Annotated in this window: 18 protein-coding genes and 1 tRNA gene; 12 read left to right on the top strand and 7 right to left on the bottom strand. The window is 39.2% G+C overall.

Annotated elements, in window-relative coordinates; genetic code table 11:
- The first annotated feature begins 2 nt into the window (after positions 1 to 2).
- The gene (locus HYV86_04890) at positions 3 to 1,304 is read left to right on the top strand and encodes a hypothetical protein (protein ID MBI2573169.1); all 1,302 of its coding nucleotides are present in this window, start codon (positions 3 to 5) and stop codon (positions 1,302 to 1,304) included.
- A gap of 120 nt (positions 1,305 to 1,424) precedes the next feature.
- On the opposite strand, the gene HYV86_04885 is transcribed toward HYV86_04890, so the two are convergent.
- Positions 1,425 to 1,679 (bottom strand): 50S ribosomal protein L35ae, encoded by a 255-nt coding sequence (locus HYV86_04885; GenBank protein MBI2573168.1) that lies wholly within the window; start codon positions 1,677 to 1,679, stop codon positions 1,425 to 1,427.
- A 105-nt stretch (positions 1,680 to 1,784) separates the two neighbouring features.
- Here HYV86_04885 and HYV86_04880 point away from each other — a divergent pair, with 105 nt between their 5' ends.
- Positions 1,785 to 3,311, top strand: coding sequence for an ATP-binding protein (locus HYV86_04880; GenBank protein ID MBI2573167.1), 1,527 nt, complete (start codon positions 1,785 to 1,787; stop codon positions 3,309 to 3,311).
- Between the two features lie 14 nt (positions 3,312 to 3,325).
- Here the strand turns inward: HYV86_04880 and HYV86_04875 are convergent, their stop codons facing one another.
- Positions 3,326 to 3,859, bottom strand: coding sequence for a hypothetical protein (locus HYV86_04875; protein ID MBI2573166.1), 534 nt, complete (start codon positions 3,857 to 3,859; stop codon positions 3,326 to 3,328).
- A gap of 169 nt (positions 3,860 to 4,028) precedes the next feature.
- Here HYV86_04875 and HYV86_04870 point away from each other — a divergent pair, with 169 nt between their 5' ends.
- The 3 genes from HYV86_04870 to HYV86_04860 all read left to right on the top strand — a co-directional run bounded on the left by HYV86_04870 (position 4,029) and on the right by HYV86_04860 (position 7,051).
- Positions 4,029 to 5,012: a hypothetical protein gene (locus HYV86_04870; protein ID MBI2573165.1), complete on the top strand. Its 984-nt coding sequence runs from the start codon at positions 4,029 to 4,031 to the stop codon at positions 5,010 to 5,012.
- Between the two features lie 117 nt (positions 5,013 to 5,129).
- The gene (locus HYV86_04865) at positions 5,130 to 5,891 is read left to right on the top strand and encodes a hypothetical protein (protein MBI2573164.1); all 762 of its coding nucleotides are present in this window, start codon (positions 5,130 to 5,132) and stop codon (positions 5,889 to 5,891) included.
- On the top strand, positions 5,888 to 7,051 hold the full coding sequence (locus HYV86_04860) for a hypothetical protein (protein MBI2573163.1): 1,164 nt from the start codon (positions 5,888 to 5,890) through the stop codon (positions 7,049 to 7,051). The genes HYV86_04865 and HYV86_04860 overlap by 4 nt, the downstream gene beginning before the upstream one ends.
- A 40-nt stretch (positions 7,052 to 7,091) precedes the next feature.
- On the opposite strand, the gene HYV86_04855 is transcribed toward HYV86_04860, so the two are convergent.
- Together HYV86_04855 and HYV86_04850 are read right to left on the bottom strand one after the other, a co-directional pair.
- A complete protein-coding gene (locus HYV86_04855) occupies positions 7,092 to 7,922 on the bottom strand; it encodes an MBL fold metallo-hydrolase (GenBank protein ID MBI2573162.1) in 831 nt (276 codons plus the stop codon).
- 88 nt (positions 7,923 to 8,010) lie between these two features.
- The gene (locus HYV86_04850) at positions 8,011 to 8,517 is read right to left on the bottom strand and encodes a hypothetical protein (protein ID MBI2573161.1); all 507 of its coding nucleotides are present in this window, start codon (positions 8,515 to 8,517) and stop codon (positions 8,011 to 8,013) included.
- A gap of 71 nt (positions 8,518 to 8,588) precedes the next feature.
- On the opposite strand from HYV86_04850, the gene HYV86_04845 reads away from it, so the two are divergent.
- Positions 8,589 to 10,211 (top strand): TCP-1/cpn60 chaperonin family protein, encoded by a 1,623-nt coding sequence (locus HYV86_04845; protein ID MBI2573160.1) that lies wholly within the window; start codon positions 8,589 to 8,591, stop codon positions 10,209 to 10,211.
- A gap of 32 nt (positions 10,212 to 10,243) precedes the next feature.
- Here the strand turns inward: HYV86_04845 and HYV86_04840 are convergent, their stop codons facing one another.
- Positions 10,244 to 10,906, bottom strand: a complete 663-nt coding sequence (locus tag HYV86_04840; GenBank protein MBI2573159.1) for an alanyl-tRNA editing protein — start codon at positions 10,904 to 10,906, stop codon at positions 10,244 to 10,246.
- Between the two features lie 55 nt (positions 10,907 to 10,961).
- Entirely contained in the window at positions 10,962 to 11,609 is a 648-nt protein-coding gene (locus HYV86_04835; GenBank protein MBI2573158.1) for a helix-turn-helix domain-containing protein, read from the bottom strand.
- 129 nt (positions 11,610 to 11,738) lie between these two features.
- On the opposite strand from HYV86_04835, the gene HYV86_04830 reads away from it, so the two are divergent.
- The gene (locus tag HYV86_04830) at positions 11,739 to 13,208 is read left to right on the top strand and encodes a hypothetical protein (protein MBI2573157.1); all 1,470 of its coding nucleotides are present in this window, start codon (positions 11,739 to 11,741) and stop codon (positions 13,206 to 13,208) included.
- 48 nt (positions 13,209 to 13,256) lie between these two features.
- Positions 13,257 to 13,331: transfer RNA gene (locus HYV86_04825), tRNA-His, on the top strand.
- A gap of 6 nt (positions 13,332 to 13,337) precedes the next feature.
- Here HYV86_04825 and HYV86_04820 read toward each other — a convergent pair.
- Positions 13,338 to 14,030, bottom strand: a complete 693-nt coding sequence (locus tag HYV86_04820; protein ID MBI2573156.1) for a hypothetical protein — start codon at positions 14,028 to 14,030, stop codon at positions 13,338 to 13,340.
- A 94-nt stretch (positions 14,031 to 14,124) separates the two neighbouring features.
- Here HYV86_04820 and HYV86_04815 point away from each other — a divergent pair, with 94 nt between their 5' ends.
- The 4 genes from HYV86_04815 (at position 14,125) to HYV86_04800 (ending at position 17,165) form a co-directional block, all read left to right on the top strand.
- Positions 14,125 to 14,850, top strand: a complete 726-nt coding sequence (locus HYV86_04815) for a hypothetical protein (protein MBI2573155.1) — start codon at positions 14,125 to 14,127, stop codon at positions 14,848 to 14,850.
- Positions 14,851 to 14,926: 76 nt separating this feature from the next.
- Entirely contained in the window at positions 14,927 to 15,067 is a 141-nt protein-coding gene (locus HYV86_04810) for a hypothetical protein (protein ID MBI2573154.1), read from the top strand.
- A 206-nt stretch (positions 15,068 to 15,273) separates the two neighbouring features.
- Positions 15,274 to 16,698 (top strand): hypothetical protein, encoded by a 1,425-nt coding sequence (locus HYV86_04805; protein MBI2573153.1) that lies wholly within the window; start codon positions 15,274 to 15,276, stop codon positions 16,696 to 16,698.
- Positions 16,695 to 17,165 (top strand): HAD hydrolase-like protein, encoded by a 471-nt coding sequence (locus tag HYV86_04800; protein ID MBI2573152.1) that lies wholly within the window; start codon positions 16,695 to 16,697, stop codon positions 17,163 to 17,165. The genes HYV86_04805 and HYV86_04800 overlap by 4 nt, the downstream gene beginning before the upstream one ends.
- The last annotated feature ends 34 nt before the right edge of the window (positions 17,166 to 17,199 follow it).

Here is a 17,199-nt window from a genome sequence, read left to right as displayed (position 1 = left end):
TCATGAAAAGAGGCTGGGTTGTATTTGTACTTATTCTGATGCTAGCAGTGCCTTTTGTTATGGCGCAGTTACCAGCTCCAACATCGCCAACATCTACCGGTTCTGGGATGTCGGGAATTTTAAGTGGTATTGGTCAAAAAATTTTGATGGTAGGCAACCCTACGGCGTTAGGTTTGACCGGCAATACGCTGATTTGGTTTACACGCATTTTGTTTGGCTTAGTCACGTTTATCCTTTTCTTTGCAGTTATCACGGGTCTAGGTGGTAAAGATGGCAAAGCGCCGATGATGTTTTTTAGCAGAAGTCATGCGACGTTAATTTCACTTGCATTAACTATTATTAGTATGTATTTTATGCCAGATCCAGTTGTTTTGGCTGCAGGAACGGGTTGGACAACAGCCATTGCATTTTTACTGGTTGGCGCTCCGATTGTGGGTTTGTTTATGTTGGCGTGGAAATATCCTGCTGATAAGAAAGATGAGACACGCGGCACGGTGTTTATGAAAATAGTGTTGTGTTTCTTGTTATTATGGATTTTAACTGCGATGGCAAATGTATTACTGGGATCGCCTTCAACAGGGGTTGCATTTGCGTCACCTTTAGTTGGATCTTTAGCTGAATTTATTTATTATTCGGAAGCAATTGTGGTTATTGCGATTATTTGGTATATTCTCAAACTCTTTGTTGTGGAAGGTCCTGACAAAGCAACACGTGATGCTGAGCTTGCAAAACGACAGGAAGGGGTAGCGAAGTGGTTTGAAACACAAAGTGAGAAGAAAAAGCATGCAAAAGAACATGCTGAGCATCAAGTGCATGAAGAACATGAACGTCATGAAAAAGAGCATGCTGAGCATAAAAAACATGAAGAACATGAGAAACATAAGAAACATAAAACTCACGAGGCAGCAGGAGTGTTGGGGCATTTAGTTAATGCTCAGAAGAGTATGGATGAGGCGTTGCAGATGCTTCATTTAGTTGCACAGGATAATCAAGGTCATCATAAGCAACAGCTCCAAACTCATTTTAAGCAATTTCTCCATGATTTTGATCAAGCGTGGCGTCAAATGCGTACCATGCCAAGTAAATTTCATGCGCATCCGCAAGATCGAGCAGAGTTATCACATATGCTTGCGGAACTTGAAGCAGTACGTGTTTATTTTTTGGATCATATTCATCATCATAAAATAGAAGGAACACCAGATGAGATTTCTGCCCAACTTAAAGTGCTTCGGGATCATATCAATAAAGCACGTGCAGGAATTCATGCTTTTTTTGATAAGATACAAGATTTTACACGTAAGTAAGTTTGTAGTAAATCTCTTAATTTTTCTGGAATTAGGGAGAATATTCTTATTGAGTAAATTTGTGTAGGGGAAAAACCAAAAATAAGATTTAGAATCTAGTTGAAAAAAGTATTTAAAAAATTATAAAATTTTAACTTTCTGACCGAGAGCTTGACCAGGTAAACCAGCTTCTGCAAAAATAGCTCGAACATTGCCATTGCGACCGTGAAGGGCGGAAATGGTGCCTTTGAGCTCTTTGCCAGCGGGTGAGGTCCACACGACTTGTTTTCCTACAACGCGTTTTGCTTCGTCAGCTGATTGTGCAATATGCAGAATCATTTGATGAGTGTTTTGATGATGTCGTCCTTGACGAAAATGCATGACAATTGCTTCCATATTGAGCTTAGAAATAGGGTCTGTTTATAAAGATTTTTGTTTGGAATTGTAATCCTTTCTCAACCCAAATCATTAAAAACCCATTCGTCTCTGGAAATAGCTATGATTAAAGGGCAGGTGGTATGGGGTAACTTTTCAACGATTTTGATGCGGGTTAAAGCAGGCGAGAGGGTTGAATTAGGGGAGTTGTGTGTCATTGAACATGAAGGCAAGAAGTTTATCTTGCAAGTATATGATCTTTCGTATGGCAGCCAAATTTCCCAACAAAATCTTGAAATGGTTGCAGGAATGAATTTAGAAGAGGAACAATTTTCCCTTCTTGATCCAGCGTTACGAAATTATCAGGTAGCATCACTTAAACCCCTGTTAGTTATTGAATCAAAAGGATCTATTTCTTCTGCTGCGTTGTGTAAAATGCTTCCTCCCTTCTTTTCTTCAGTGCGAAATATTGTCAAAGATGATTTATCTTTTATTACCCGTCCGCAGTCTCCTCTGTTTTTAGGGTCTTTACGCAGCGGTAGTCAGGCGTTAGATTTTTCTGTTGCTCTTGCAGGTAAAGACGTGTTGTCACATCATATGCTGATTGCAGCAAGCACAGGTAAAGGGAAAAGTAATTTGATGTCGTGTTTATTGTGGGATGTTGTTGGTAAAGAATATGCGGGAATGGTGGTGCTTGATCCGCATGATGAATATTATGGCCGTACAGGATTGGGTCTTAAAGATCATCCTTCTAAACAACATGTAGTCTATTATACTCCGTATAGTCCGCCGGTTGGCACACGCACGCTTAAATTAAATTTAAGTAAACTTAAACCAGAACATTTTAGTGGGGCGATTGCTCTTTCTGAACCACAACGACAGTGTTTGTATGCGTATCATAAACGGTTTGGTGACGAGTGGATCAAATGCATTCTTGAGGAAAAACGCATTGAGGGCGTCGCATTTCATGAGGACACTATTGCAGTTGTTAAACGTAAACTCGTGTCGTTGCTTGATTTAGAATTAGATCATGGTCAATTGCGAGCACGCGGGGTTTTTGATGCTATAGCAGGAGAGAACACGATTACTGAATTATGTAATGAAGTGGAACGTGGTAAAATAGTGATTATTGATACTAGTTATTTTTCTGGATCACTTGAAATTATGATTGGCAGTATTATTGCGAGTGAATTATTTGATCGCTACAAATACTATAAACGTGAAGGTCGTCTTGATGATAAACCTGTCATTTCTATTGTTCTTGAAGAAGCACCGCGAGTATTAGGAAAGAAAGTGTTAGAACAAGGTTCGAATGTTTTTGAGAGTATTGCACGCGAAGGACGTAAATTTAAGATTGGGTTACTGGCGATTACGCAGTTGCCTTCAGAAATCCCGAAAAGTATTCTGGCAAATATGAACACCAAAATAATTCTTGGTTTAGAGATGGGTGCAGAACGTCAGGCGATTATTGAATCGGCACCGCAGGACCTTAGTCAGGATACTCGCACGATAGCTTCGTTAGACAAAGGGGAAGCATTAGTTACCTCTACATTTACACGATTTGCGTTGCCTGTTAAAGTACCGTTATTCTCAGAATTTTCACAAAAAGAAAAGAAAAAAGAATATCGTGTGGATGACTCGTTTTTTTCGTAACTACGAGTTTGCGATTAGATTTTGGGTAATGATACAAATCCTTGTTCTAATCTGTTCGCATAACGCTGTGCAACATTGGCGTATTCCATCATTGTTGCTCGCGCGTGTTGTAATTGGTCTGGATTTGCACGAGCAAAGGCAGTGAGGCTTTGGTCTAATGATGCTCGTAGTGGATTTTGGCTGTCTCGTACTGCGTAATTTACAGGGAAAAGATCAATAAGATCCATTGCGGTGTCATATCCTCTTGTTGCGAGTTCACTTGTTGACGCACCCTGTCGAAGGATGGTATACGCATTTTCAACAACGTGACGCAGACTTGTTACATATACTTCACGCACATCTTTGATTCCAAGAGTTTGGTCAAAGCGTTGAGGATCATTTCGCGCCATTTTGCCAAAATCTGCCATAGCATAGTGGGTTAAAGTGTCTCGACTGACTGCGGGGGCATATTTCATTGTAGGTCCAGTTTGAGACGGTATCTCTGTCTCTTGTGGAAAAAGCATCATATCACCAATTTGACTAATGTATATTTCGGGGTTTGAATCCATGTTTGTTCACCAATTTTGTTCAAGAAAGAGCGGGGTATTAAGGAATAGTTTCCCCTAGTGGGGGAGAGTTAGGATGGGGGGAAAATTAGGGCAGAGAATCTCTATTGGCACGCACGCTAAAGCACCTTAATCACAACGCTTTTAAAAGAGTCTTCTTTCTGTTTTAGTAATGAAACATTCTATTCCCGTTACTTTGATTTTACTCGTGCTCTTTTTGTGTGCTCAATATATTGGTATTGGCATTTTGGTTACGTATATTGATCCAATCGAGAGTGCAATTCAAGGTGAAGTGACTTTTTATCCCACCCCGCTTTTTGAGAGACCAGACGATATTAAAGGCGATTTTTCATTTGTTCCGATTATGATCTCTATTTTGGTGGGAACTGTACTCTTACTTATTTTGATGAAGTATAAATTAAGAAAAGTTTGGAAGCTATGGTTCTTGCTGTCTATTGTGATATCCTTAACTGTCGCATTAGGTTCTGTTCTTCCAGCATTTATTGCTCTAGGCTTAGCGCTTATTCTGGGTATTTGGAAAATATTTTTTCCTAATATTTGGGTTCATAACGCAACAGAATTATTGTTATATGGCGGTCTTGCGGCAATTTTTGTGCCTCTGCTTAATCTTTTTTCAGTTAGTATTTTACTGATCTTAATTGGTATCTACGATGCGTATGCGGTGTGGAAATCAAAGCATATGATAACCCTCGCGCAAGAAACTACGAATGCGAAAGTGTTTGCGGGATTGTTCATCCCTTATGGTAAAGATAATAAGAATGGGTTTGGTAAAGAGAAATCAAGTGAATCGAAACATGTTGATGGAGATAAACATCATTCGGAGAAAAATCGTTCTACTCTTAAAGTTGCAGAGAATAAACATGAATCTGCAAAAAATCCTCTTCCCCCTCCAAAAGAATCACGAACTGCGATCTTAGGTGGCGGAGATATTGCGTTTCCATTGCTCTTTGCTGGTGTTATTCTCAAAGATATGGGGTTGTGGCAGAGTTTAATTATTCCTGTATTTGCTCTGGTTGGGTTAGGATTATTGCTGTGGTATGGTAAACAAAATAAGTTTTATCCGGCGATGCCATTTATTGGTGCTGGTTGTTTTGTTGGATTAGGGGTAGTGTGGCTGATTCAACTTTTGATTTGATTTTTTTAATGAGTATTCGGTTTCAGTTTTGATACACTATTTTGAGGGTTCTGTATTCATTTTTTACTCGGACTCAATAATTTTTATAAAATACGTCCCATATTTGGTTTTGATATCATGGCAACAATTACACCACGCATTCTGGATTTAGACAAAGCATTCGAATCTCTTGCAACATGGGTGGTACAAACGGCCCAAGATTCTTCAGGTTTGGTTGTAGGTCTTAGTGGCACAGATTCAGGATTAACCTATCTTATTTGTTCTCGAGCTGCGCAGATTGCTGGGAAAGAGAAAGGGTGGGTACAAGGTATTCATTATGGTGAACAATTTGCATTTGCCGATTGGTTTAGACAGTATGGGGCTGTTGAGGTTATAGATCTTCCTAAGAATACTGTTCTTGATGAAGACACATATCGGTGGGCAGCAATTGGGTCATATGGAATTCAACATAATCTGTGGGTTGTCGGATCTCGAACACGTACTGAGCAAACATTAGGAGATTATAGTAACGCATCTAGAATTGCTGTTATGCAACCGGTCGTAGGATTATGGAAAAGTGAAGTGATGGATTTAGTTGAAAAACTTGAAATGCCTAAGAATCTTGTCGCAGCAGGGTGGCTTGGCGATCCTCGTTGCACATGTCATCGTCCTGGATTAATGGGTCGTTTGAATGCTGTTGAAACGGTTCTTGCAGCACGGGCTGGTGAGATAGATTTAGAAGGTAGGGAAAGAGAAGGTTGGTATGTTGACGCAGTTAATTTTATTGATAACATTTTTGTACCTGGAAAAGAATTCAAAGCAAAAATTCCTTACGTTCCTTCTCATGCTGTTTTGCAAGAGGCAATTACGCCTCATCCTCTTTACACAACTTCACCATGAGCACTATTAATCCTATTTCTCAATTACTTCCTACAGCCCTTAGTGAAATACGCGGCGAGCTTTCTGATTATCATGCCATGAGCCGTCTTGTTCCTTACTTAGTTCATGAAAAAGATGCTATTACTGCCGATACACTATTTGGGGAGTTAGATCGAAATCGTCCACATTGGTCTCGTGAGAGATTTCCATATGAAGCCGAAGCTATGACGTTGTTACACATAGGATATGATGAACCAGAACGAGTACAGCGGTGGTTATCGGCTCTTACACAACATGATGATCTAGGTGAGATGCTTGGTGAAAAAATTGATGATGTGGCTTATGCACTCGAGAGAGCTGGTGTGATGAGTTTTTCTTTTCCTCTCTGGCGTTTTATGGCCCAGCGCTTTGGAGATAGTTATTCTCTTCTTGAGGTTGTGGGAATGGAACGTTTACTACGTGATTCAGATAAGAGTAAAGGTACATCCACAGACTGGTTAGGAACTGGTTTTATTGCTAAATATCGGGGTGTTGAAGTTGAATATCGACGTTCCTATTTACGTGTGTCTCATCCTGAAAATGGCACTTTGTTGATCCGTAATTCTTCCCATTTCTGGGGACGTGATCGATTTGTACATCCTGCGTACTTTAGTCCTCTTGATTTTGATACTCAAAAGATACGAGATCTCACACCTGCGCAGGTTGATGAACAGGGTATATTTACCGCATTAACTTCTTCAAATTTATGGGATAATAAAAGAGGGAGCTCGGCGTCTAGGGTTCGCTATTTAGTTGATGCTCTGGATGCATTTGAAGATCGACTCTCTGCATGGCTTTTTGATAGTTTTACTTTGAGTGCGCATAAAAATTGGAAAAATGCAGTTGTTGATTACTCTACTGGTTTTGAGTTTCTTGTTGAGAATCTTTCTCGACGTTTAGTTTCTGACAAACCTATATCTTTGCCTACTCTTGCTTTTATTGATCCAGATTTACCACCTTGGTTTGTTGATGCTCATCTTACAATAGATTCAGGAGTCGTTGAGGGGTTATCTTTATTGAGCAAGGGCCAGGATCCACTTAATGATTCTGTGGCTGACTTTTTTGAAAGAGGAATTGCACGACGAGGCAAATTAGCACTTCTTTCAGGTTCACGAGGGGACTTTCCTCTAAAGATGGATTAAAATCTTTTGTGAGAAAAAGTATACAGAAAAAAAATAATTTTTATACAACTGGTCTTGGCACATCATTACCAAAGCCTTTGATTGGCGCTTTATAGCTTCTAAATCCTTCTGGTGCAATCTTGAGTCCATCGGTTGCGGCAATGGTTTGCACTCCGGTTGCGCTTTGAATAAGACGTGCTTCTTGTAAAGGATCAGCTTTAAGCATATCAATGCTAAAATGGGTCAAAACTACTAATTTAGGTCGCACTTGGGCAACTAATTTTGTAGCTCGATCTCGGTCTAATGATGGACCCTGCGCTTTGTCAGCGGGAAATGGGCAATTGATAATCAACAGATCGCAACCTTGTAAGGATTCACTTAATTCACTGGTAAATGCAGTGTCACCAACATAACCAATGGTGAAATTGGGAAAGTGAAATTTGAATCCAGTAGAATTGGGATCTGGGTTTTGCAATGGCACTGCGCTGATTTCAACAGCATCAATTCCGATTCGATGATTCTTTTCAAAAGGGATTACTTTATCAACAAGATTTTGATAAAATTTAGTAATGAAAGGATACCCTGTTTCTGTTCCTTGAAGAACAGTTTTACTTCCCATAATTAGGCCGTGTCGTTCAATTCCGCCATGGGTCATAGCATCAATGATGATGTTGATATCATTACAATGAATGATGTTATTATCTGAAACTAAAATAGCAGTAGTATTGTGGGGATTTATTCCGTATTCTTTACATTTAGTAATTGAACCAGGACCAGGATCAAGATGAAATTGAAGTTCTTCATATTGAATCACAATGCCACCCGATCCACGAGCTTGTTTGGTTACGGCAGCGTTTGTACCTGCAGTACCTAAGAATGTAATAGTTGTCATACGTTCACCCTCTTTTTGAAAGGTTTTGCGGCAGAAGTGCTTAATAAAGATTGTTGTATTAGGGTGGTAGGGTTTTGGAATTGAAGGACTAGTGTGTTTCTATCAATCTGGCAAGAGCAGTTGCAGGATTAGTAATAACATTTCTATGTAACAAAGTTCTGAGATGAAGTTCATCACTTTCATGATATATTAATGCGCTTTTGAGGCTTCGTTCTATAAGTGCTCCTGGATGTTTTCTCTCTTTGACATTTACTCCCTGGCGTCTTACCATTTCGCACATTAGGTTATTGTGACGATAATAAGCGATACGTTTTGCTCCATCATATCGATCATAATCTCCACCTACTACATATCCAACCATAAATCTTCTTGAGAGATGGCTCTGTTTTTCGAGTTCTAGAAGGAATTCTTGAAGTCCTAGATGGGCAGTATTTTTTATAATATCAGCAGCATGACAATGCCATAAGCCCAGTGTTGTACCAGCACCGAGTCCTATTGCCACACATCCTTCCAAATTAGTAGTATAAAGGGGGGATTTTGAAACAACGTACTTATTATCCGGAACATATTGTGCAGTCGTAACTAGGTTGTCCATTCATCTCATTTTTCCACATAATCTTTATAAAAACTTTGTAGCCCTGTTCATCTAGGTGGGGTTTTACAATTATGACACAGCCAATTCAACCAATATTTATTCTTCCAGAAGATACAAAACGATCTGCAGGACGTGATGCGCAACGTAATAACATTGCGGCAGCAAAAGCTGTTGCTGATGCTGTGCGTACAACATTAGGTCCAAAAGGGATGGATAAGATGATTGTCGATGCGAGCGGTGATGTTACTGTTACTAATGATGGTGTAACGATTCTGCGTGAGATGAATGTGGAACATCCAGCTGCGCGTATGGTGGTTGAAGTTGCTAAAACACAAGAGCAAGTAGTGGGCGACGGGACTACCACGGTTGCGGTGATTGCAGGAGAGTTGTTACGTAAAGCTGAGGAGTTACTAGATCAAAATATTCATCCAACGATTATTGCAAAGGGGTATCGTGCGGCAGAGGGGTTTGCGCAGACGTTATTACGATCTCATGCTAAACCAGTAACGTTGCAACATCATGATGTTTTACATAGCATCGTGTGTACTGCCATGACGGGCAAAGGCGCCGAAGCACATCGAGATCATTTAGCGAATCTTTTACTTGAAGCAGTCAATCATGTGGCGAGTTCTGCTGTTGATAATACGGATATTATTGAGAGTATCAAGATTGAAAAAATGACGGGAGAGAGTCCGCTTGCGAGTTCATTAGTGAGAGGGGTTGTTTTAGATAAAGAGAGAGCCCATAGTTCTATGCCGCGTCGTGTTGATATTGCGCGAGTGGCATTGCTGGATTGTCCACTTGAGATAAAAAATACTGAAATTGATGCGAAAATTCAAATCAATGATCCTACCCAATTGCATGCATTTCTTGATCGTGAAGAGCATTTGTTGCGAGAGATGGTAAATGTGATTGCACAAAGTGGTGCGAATGTCGTTTTATGTCAACGTGGTGTTGATGATTTAGTGCAGCACTTTTTTGCGAAACGAGGAATTCTGGCCGTTAGACGAGTTACTAAAAGTGATATGGAACGATTGGCACGAGCTACGGGTGGTCACATCGTGAGTAGTTGGAAAGAGTTGAGTCCTGCGGATCTAGGAAGCGCAGGTTGTGTACGCCAAGAAAAGATTGCAAATGAAGAGATACTTTTTGTAGAAGAATGTCCTGACCCTAAAACCGTGACGCTGCTTGTTCGAGGGGGAACGAGTCATGTTGCTGATGAGATCAAACGTGCTGTAGAAGATGCGTTAGGCGATCTTTCTGCTGCATTACGTGACGGGTTTGTGATTGCTGGAGCAGGTTCAATGGAGATGGAATTATCTTGTTCATTGCGAGGTTTTGCGCGTACGTTACAAGGTCGCGAACAACTTGCGGTAGAAGCGTATGCCCAGGCACTTGAAGTGATTCCTCGAACTCTTGCCGAGAATGCTGGGCTTGATCCTATTGATGTTCTTGCTGCTTTACGTGCTGCTCATGAACAGGGTATGATTTGGGCTGGCGTGAATATTTTTACTGGTGAAGTCATGGATGCGTGGGCTGCTGGTGTTTTGGAACCGTTGAAGGTGAAGACACAGGCATTATCATCTGCGACACAGGTTGCGGAGATGATTTTGCGTATCGATGATGTGATTATGAATGCGCAGGCAGCGAAGATGACTCGACGTGGACCGTCAAGTGAAATGGATGGGATGTAGATAGATTTGATCTTGATTTAATTTTTTGTTTTCTATTCTGTCAAATACATTTCAATTCTCTCTCGACCTTTGCCTTTGTTGACTCTGACAAGTTTGAGTAGACCGATCTCACTGGTGTTTTTGACATGCGTGCCACCGCAGGGCATTTTCCAGCTTTTTTCTTTGATTTCCCACCACCAAAGATCGGGTTTATGTGGGTCGACGTAGCGTTGGATGTGGTGGTTTTCTTGGATGAATTTATTGGCCGCTTCTTCGATTTGCGGGAGAAGATCAGTAATGGGGGTATCGTAGCCAAAATCCATACGAGCTTTTTCAACTTGGACTTCGGAGCCATTGATCTTTACTTGTCCTAGTTTTTCGACAACGATGTAATAGACAACGTGTGCGGCGGAGTGGAGGCGACGTAGTTTTTCACGGCGAATGGGATCAATTTTGACTTCTACTTTGTCTCCTACGTTAAATGTTGGGGGATGTTCTAGCGTGTATTCAATATCTACAATATCTTCTTTGTCACCTTGTTTGACGGCTTCAAGAACTTTGAGGCCACCAATAGTTCCTTCGTCAGAAAGTTGTCCTCCAGAGAATGCATAGAAGATAGTTTGATTAAGTTTGACTTTGTTATCGTTGATTGCGGTTACGGTTGCAGTGCAATGAGTTTGGTAAGGGTCTGTCCAAAATAGCTTTGTAGTTGACATGATGTTATTTTGAGTGGAGTGAGTTTATATTTTATTACTGCCGGCATATGCTGAATTAGAGACCAATTCCATTTCCTACCATTTCCATGATTTTACTCTCTGCTTTGCGTAGATGTTCTTGGAAGGTGCTGCGTGGAATTTTGTTACGTTTTGCGAGTTCCTCTACAGAAATTTTACGTGGATGGTGATAATATCCTGAATCTCGGGCGAGCATGAATACTGCTTTTTGTTTTGGTGTTAGAGAGGGAAGTGCTTGATGGATGAAGAGTTGTGGGGTTTCGTTTTGGAGTTTGAGTAATTCTACTTTCATTTCCGTTTTGATTTTGTTGTAAAATGTAAGAAGACGATCACGTTCCCAAGATCCTAATTCCCAATATTCATAGCCTTTACTGGTAAAGACAGGATTGACAAAGAAGAGGGCAGGGTCATAATGGTTTGTGATGAAGTCGTTGCCTTCAATGAGTACGAAGATTTGGTCGCCGCGAATATCGATTTTTTTGACATGTTTATCTTTTTTGATGGCGGCGATAAGTTTCTTTTTTTCTTGTTCGCTGCCTTGCAGAAAGTCTACTCCTGTATGATACTTCTTGCCGTTCTTAGTGTATGAACTTAATGGGATACCAAATGTTGAAACATTGTATTTTGCTGTCTTTGGAGTTATCCAGCAGGTGTCATGTTTGATTTTGAATTTGGCAACCCACATTATGAATCCCTCTTGTTAGGAATGATATACGCAGGGGTACTAAAAGCAATAATTGTAATGATCGAAAAATGAGACATAGTTGATGTGAGCACGAAAAGCCTTTTAAACTTTCTTTTCTTTTGTGAGGATATGTTCGCGCGAAGAATTATTACATTTTTTCGTGTTCTTTCGTTGCCGTTGATTATAGTTCTCGTTTTAGCGCAAGCTCCTTCTGCTGTAGTGGGTGCTTTATTCGTGCTGGTTTTAGCATTATTAAGCGATCTTTTAGAGGGGGCACTTCATTATGCTCAACACCATGCTCGTTCGTTTTTTGCTCCGTTTGCTGACAAAGTGCTTGTAAGCGGGTTGTTGCTTTTTTTTACTCTCTTTGGTTCATTTTCTTGGTTCTTTCTCGTTTTTTTTATTATTCGTGATATTATTGTGAGCATTGTGCGCTGGCATGCAGGACGTGAAGATGTCCAAATACAAGGAGAATGGTATGGTCGAGCTCTTATATTTTCAGAGTATTTTATTGTGCTTTTTTTACTGATAGATGAATTTATTGCGTTGCATTCAGCGGGGTCACAAGGAATTTCTTTGTCATTGGTTGATTTTGGGTTGGTGACTGCTACTGCAATTAGTTTAGGTATTGCTGCTGTGAGTATTCTTCATTATATCTTCTCGTTTGGAAAAATTATTAGAGCTCGTCGACGTGAAGGAAAGCGTCTTGCTCATTCAATTCCTTTGGTTGTTTTTACGAATCAGAAGTCGCGTGGCTATAATAATACTTATCGCCGACGTCTCTTAAATGTCTTTGTTCGTAGACGTAAAGCGCAGATGATTTTTTTGCCATCTGAGGGAAATTTATTCAAAGTGGCATCGCAACGCTTTCGATCTGCAGATCATATTGTTATTGCAGGAGGAGATGGAACTTTTGAGAGCGCGTTAAATGACCCATTTTTTGCATCGAAGAGTATTGGTTTTTTTCCGTTAGGTGCGGGAAATGCGTTTTATTCTTATTTTTATAAGGGTAAACGCTTTGAGTATTTACGTTCTCGATTCCCATTTCGTGAAAAAACAATGGATGTCTTAGAAATTGAATGGGACAAGGGAAAACGTCAAACATTGTTTGTGGGTATTGGTATTGATGGAGAAGTCATTCGCCGTAGTTCTCCTCGCACAGCGTATGGTTTCTTAGATTATCTTAAAGGAAGTTTTTCTACTATTTTTCATGTGAAAGGGTCTTATCATTTTACTTGTACTGTTGATGGGGTGTCCCATTCTTGGAAAAAGTGCGTGAATATTATTATTGCTAAAATCCCCTATTATGGGTATGGTGTTCGGTCGCTACCTGGGCACGTTGATGCAGCAGATGGTATGGTTTATGGTACGGCGTGTGTTAATACACATTCTACCTTGTTTAACAAACCGTTGCGATTATGGTCGTTAGTACTGCCAATGTTTGGTTTTAACAAAGCTCCTCTTATTGCGTTGAAAGGTGAAGAAATAGTTCTTACAAGTTCTGAGCCATTCCCTTTTCAAGCAGGAGGAGAATTTATTGGATATACTAAGAAATTACGGGTGCGTGTTGTACGGCAGCAGAAAGTGCTGGTGGTATAGCTAGTCCGCAAACATTTTTAAAGAATCTTCAGATTTTTCATAATATTGACGGTCGTCGTATAACGGTTAGTATGTGGCTCTGTGGAAGCCATGGAGGGGGTTCAACTCCCCCCGACCGTCCCATTTTTTTTATTTATGCTTCTTGCCTCCCTTTTGTTCATACCATGCAGCGATAAAAGCTGCAATAGAAAATAGTACGGCAAATGAACAATAAATAGAGGGAAACATAATTCGCAGATCAGGTAGTAGAGTAATGAGAATAAATGCAGCTCCAAGACTCGTAATTAACGCAATAGATACGACTGTTTCTGCTACTTTTCTTTTACCAGAATGTTCTTGGTGTATGTGGGGGATTATAATTAGGCAGGGTATGATAACGTATGCTAAATAATAAGCCATGTATAAGACTGTCAAAACGGGGTGGGCCTGAATATTAAAAAAGAGAGATTGAACGACAACTAAAACAGTACTACAATATGCCTGTGAAACAAAATTGGGATAGGAAATAGCGATTAATGACAATATCGATGCCGGAAGATAATAAATAATTAGGTAGTCATTCTTTTTATGTGTGTATGCTAGAGTGAAGTGGAGTCCAAGTGGGGGGAGAAAAGTATAGGTAATAAATCCAATAATTGCCCAGAGTTGAGGGTTTTGAGAAGTACAGAGGAAATATTGGGTAAGTTGGTAGAACCCTAACAGAGCTATAAAGATAGAAGAGAATTTAGTAAGAGTCGTTCTACGAAAATAGGTAATCAGAAGGATTGCTACAATAAATTCAATAATGGCTATGGTCAGAGAGACGGCTGGCGCAAAACACATGTTTGAGATATTTTCTTAAGGGTTATAAATTAATTCTTTTGGTTGGGGTGGGCAAATCGATTGCTTTAAATACTTGTTTTTCATTCTCTAGGTTATGGTGATAGAGAATTTTCGTGAGATAATATCTCCTTTAGTTATGGTTTGTGCGGCTACATCTGCAATTAGCGGAATTATTGTTTTACAGAAATTATTTCATAATCGACTTAAAGAACTCTTTGATGATTCAAACTATTTTATTTTTCTCTTTATGGTGTTAGGGTATTCTTTGTATGCGTTAGGAGAAGTTTCTCTTTATTTGATGGAAAAGATTGAACATACTGATGCATCTATTGGTATGGCTGATATTTATTGGGCAGCAGGAGCAATATTGCTGGTTGTTTCTTATATTTCGTTAGTACATTCATTGCTTAAGAAAAATAAAGATTCATCTCTTCCTCTTAAGTTCTTTGGATTGGGAGTAGGTATTGTTGGGGTTGTTTCTTATTTTCTCTTTATGATCATTGCTCCAAGCGGAGCAGAGATTTCATTCTTTAGTTATTTTTATCCTTTTATTAGTTCAATTATTGTATCATTGGCGATGAGTAATCTCTTTTTTAGTCGTTATATTGGTGATTTTGCTCAACCGCTAATGTTCTTTTTTATTGCAAGTTGTGCAATTCTCGTAGGGGATGTTTTGTTTACGTTGACAACTGCGCAAGGAACGTATCTGGAAGGATCAATGGGTGCTATCACAGATTTGTTATATATGGCTGGGTATCTTCTGGCAGCAGGCGGGTTTTGGACGCTTCGTAAATCAATGCATGCATTGGCAGAGAAGTAAGTGTTGTTTCTTTTCAGTGATGATTAAGAAAGATTTAAATAGAAGTTGTACTTTTGTGTTAATATGAATAATCTCAATGGAGTTGATTGTCGTCATTGTTGACGATGTAATTTTTTCTAGTTCCAACTCTGTTGTTCAAATTGTTGAAGTGCAGCGTGATTTTTTTTCACGAATTCTTATTATTGTAGTATCGTTGTATAGTATTCATCATCTTTAGGCTTTATGCCCTTAGCATTGATTATTAGTTATTGCTTGTGGTAGTGTTAAAGGCTAGCACACGCGACTGTGATATTTCTTTTCTGCAGATCTCGCGAAGTGAGAGTTCGATTCTCTCCCACAGGCCTCAAAATGTGATAGATACAAAGTCGTCTGGACTTTAAACAGGGAAATAAACAAATATGGAACAAACAGAATTAAACTCAGGTGCAGGAGCTTTGGTACGGGAACGTGCTGGTTGTCGGCATTGAAAGAAATGATGATTCATTTCAGGTTTTGTCAACTATTGCAAGAGTAAGTGGTGCAACATATGATGCTCTTCCTGATCTTGTGAAAGGATGGAGAAAATTTAAAGGGGGATTTTCTCGTTTAAATGAACCTCTCAGTTCAGCTGAGGAATTAGCAATGGCTCAAAATTATCTTTCGCCAATGCTACGTTGTGCAAAACCAGATTCTATTGATCTTCGTAGATGGTTTATCAAATGTCTAAGCAATGATCAGACTGCATTTACTGGGTTTACTTCATTAGTTGATGTTGTTGAGTCTGATACTTTTGGTTATGATGGTGCGATAAGAATTCTACCTTCTGCTTCATTTGTTGAACCATTTGCTGTTGATAAAGCAAGCAATTTCGTTAAAGAGAGACTATTTGAGATAAAAGATCAATTAGATCAGCTTGACTCCACAAAAATTGGACAAATAGATTCTCTACTTAATGAGGCTCAGGCAATATGTCCAATATCAGAGAAAAGAGGTAAAGGCAAAAGTCCTTTGTTTTTTTATGGTGTGTCTGATAAACCTTTTCAACTGTCTGCACCTTTGTATGGGAGGTTAGTAAAAACTGCAAAAGCAGCGTATTCTGCATTGTGTCGCGCAACCGGTGAAGAAGGAAGGGTCGCATTCACTGGTTCAGTTGATATGATGCTTTTTGGTAATGACATCTACGTAATAGATATAGGATCTCCTGCGGTGGGGTATGTTGCGGATATTCTTTGTGCTAGTAAAGCGTTAGGTAGACAGCCAGACGTTGGAATTGAAAAGATTGTCTCAACATTTAACGATACTCTTAGAATTCCTCAAAGTCTAGTTTCTCAGGAATTAGGTTTTTTTAAGTTGGAGAGGGAGTACTTAATTTCACAACTAAGGAAAATGGGAGTCATAGTTGAACAAACAAATGGTCCATTCGATACTTCCTATGAAGTTATAATAAATGGAAAAGGTTTTCCTACTCCCACTTTTGATTACCTTAGTCGAAACCAAATTTTGCGAAATAGAATTCTTGAAAATGATGAGCAACTTTCTAGTTATGGTGCAAGAATTCCAAGTAGTAGGGTATTGATTCCAGATGATTTTTCTTTGGCAAGATTCTATGAACAATCTCAATTGGGAGATAGAGATTATGGTTTATTAGTTAAGAAGAAAGTTTTTTTCAAAGAGTATGAGACTGGGAGTAGTTATTTCAAACCGCTTATTGTTCCTGTTTTTGGTCGTGAAATGAGGATAGATAGTCAAAAAAGCAATCTCTTTGAACAATTCGTTCCAAGTCTTCTGGATATCGATGTTTTAGGTGATAAAAAAGGTAAGCGATGTTATGAAATTCGAATGTATTTTGTAGGCGGTGAGATAAGATGATAAAATGTGTCATTTTTGATTTTAATCGGACGTTGTACTGTCCTGAAAAAGGGGTGATTATAGATGGAGCTTTAGATTTGCTTTCAGATACAACTCGATTAGGAATTAAACTTGCTTTGGTTAGTGCTGGAAATACTAATTTTGAAAATTTTAAAAATAAATCTTTTTTTTCTTTTTTTAGTATTGTTAAATTTGTCAAGCAAAAAGATACTTTGGTATTTGAAGAAACATTGCGAGATTTGGGTTTTTCATCTAGTGAAGTGGTAGTGGTGGGGGATAGAATTCAATCTGAAATCGCAGCTGCGAACGCTTTAGGGATAAAGACTATTTGGTATCAACAAGGAAAATATAGTCGGGAGTTTCCTCGCAGCGAAAGTGAAAAACCTACTTGGGTTGTTGAAAAATTGTATTTAGTGTTTGAAATATTAAAAAAAATTAATCAACCAGAAATAACTAATTCTGGTTAAATTAGGTAGAAAGGAATATAAACATTTAATGAGG

It is taken from the genome of Candidatus Woesearchaeota archaeon, assembly GCA_016188115.1.
Lineage (GTDB): Archaea > Nanobdellota > Nanobdellia > Woesearchaeales > GW2011-AR9 > JACPIK01.
This window is presented reverse-complemented; position numbering and strand designations above follow the sequence as displayed.

Excerpts from the sequence above, each read along its gene's own strand:
- HYV86_04890 (MBI2573169.1), top strand. The coding sequence starts at position 3 with ATGAAAAGAGGCTGGGTTGTATTTGTACTTATTCTGATGCTAGCAGTG.
- HYV86_04885 (MBI2573168.1), bottom strand. The coding sequence starts at position 1,679 with ATGGAAGCAATTGTCATGCATTTTCGTCAAGGACGACATCATCAAAAC.
- HYV86_04875 (MBI2573166.1), bottom strand. The coding sequence starts at position 3,859 with ATGGATTCAAACCCCGAAATATACATTAGTCAAATTGGTGATATGATG.
- HYV86_04870 (MBI2573165.1), top strand. The coding sequence starts at position 4,029 with ATGAAACATTCTATTCCCGTTACTTTGATTTTACTCGTGCTCTTTTTG.
- HYV86_04865 (MBI2573164.1), top strand. The coding sequence starts at position 5,130 with ATGGCAACAATTACACCACGCATTCTGGATTTAGACAAAGCATTCGAA.
- HYV86_04860 (MBI2573163.1), top strand. The coding sequence starts at position 5,888 with ATGAGCACTATTAATCCTATTTCTCAATTACTTCCTACAGCCCTTAGT.
- HYV86_04855 (MBI2573162.1), bottom strand. The coding sequence starts at position 7,922 with ATGACAACTATTACATTCTTAGGTACTGCAGGTACAAACGCTGCCGTA.
- HYV86_04850 (MBI2573161.1), bottom strand. The coding sequence starts at position 8,517 with ATGGACAACCTAGTTACGACTGCACAATATGTTCCGGATAATAAGTAC.
- HYV86_04845 (MBI2573160.1), top strand. The coding sequence starts at position 8,589 with ATGACACAGCCAATTCAACCAATATTTATTCTTCCAGAAGATACAAAA.
- HYV86_04840 (MBI2573159.1), bottom strand. The coding sequence starts at position 10,906 with ATGTCAACTACAAAGCTATTTTGGACAGACCCTTACCAAACTCATTGC.
- HYV86_04835 (MBI2573158.1), bottom strand. The coding sequence starts at position 11,609 with ATGTGGGTTGCCAAATTCAAAATCAAACATGACACCTGCTGGATAACT.
- HYV86_04830 (MBI2573157.1), top strand. The coding sequence starts at position 11,739 with ATGTTCGCGCGAAGAATTATTACATTTTTTCGTGTTCTTTCGTTGCCG.
- HYV86_04820 (MBI2573156.1), bottom strand. The coding sequence starts at position 14,030 with ATGTGTTTTGCGCCAGCCGTCTCTCTGACCATAGCCATTATTGAATTT.
- HYV86_04815 (MBI2573155.1), top strand. The coding sequence starts at position 14,125 with ATGGTGATAGAGAATTTTCGTGAGATAATATCTCCTTTAGTTATGGTT.
- HYV86_04810 (MBI2573154.1), top strand. The coding sequence starts at position 14,927 with ATGGAGTTGATTGTCGTCATTGTTGACGATGTAATTTTTTCTAGTTCC.
- HYV86_04800 (MBI2573152.1), top strand. The coding sequence starts at position 16,695 with ATGATAAAATGTGTCATTTTTGATTTTAATCGGACGTTGTACTGTCCT.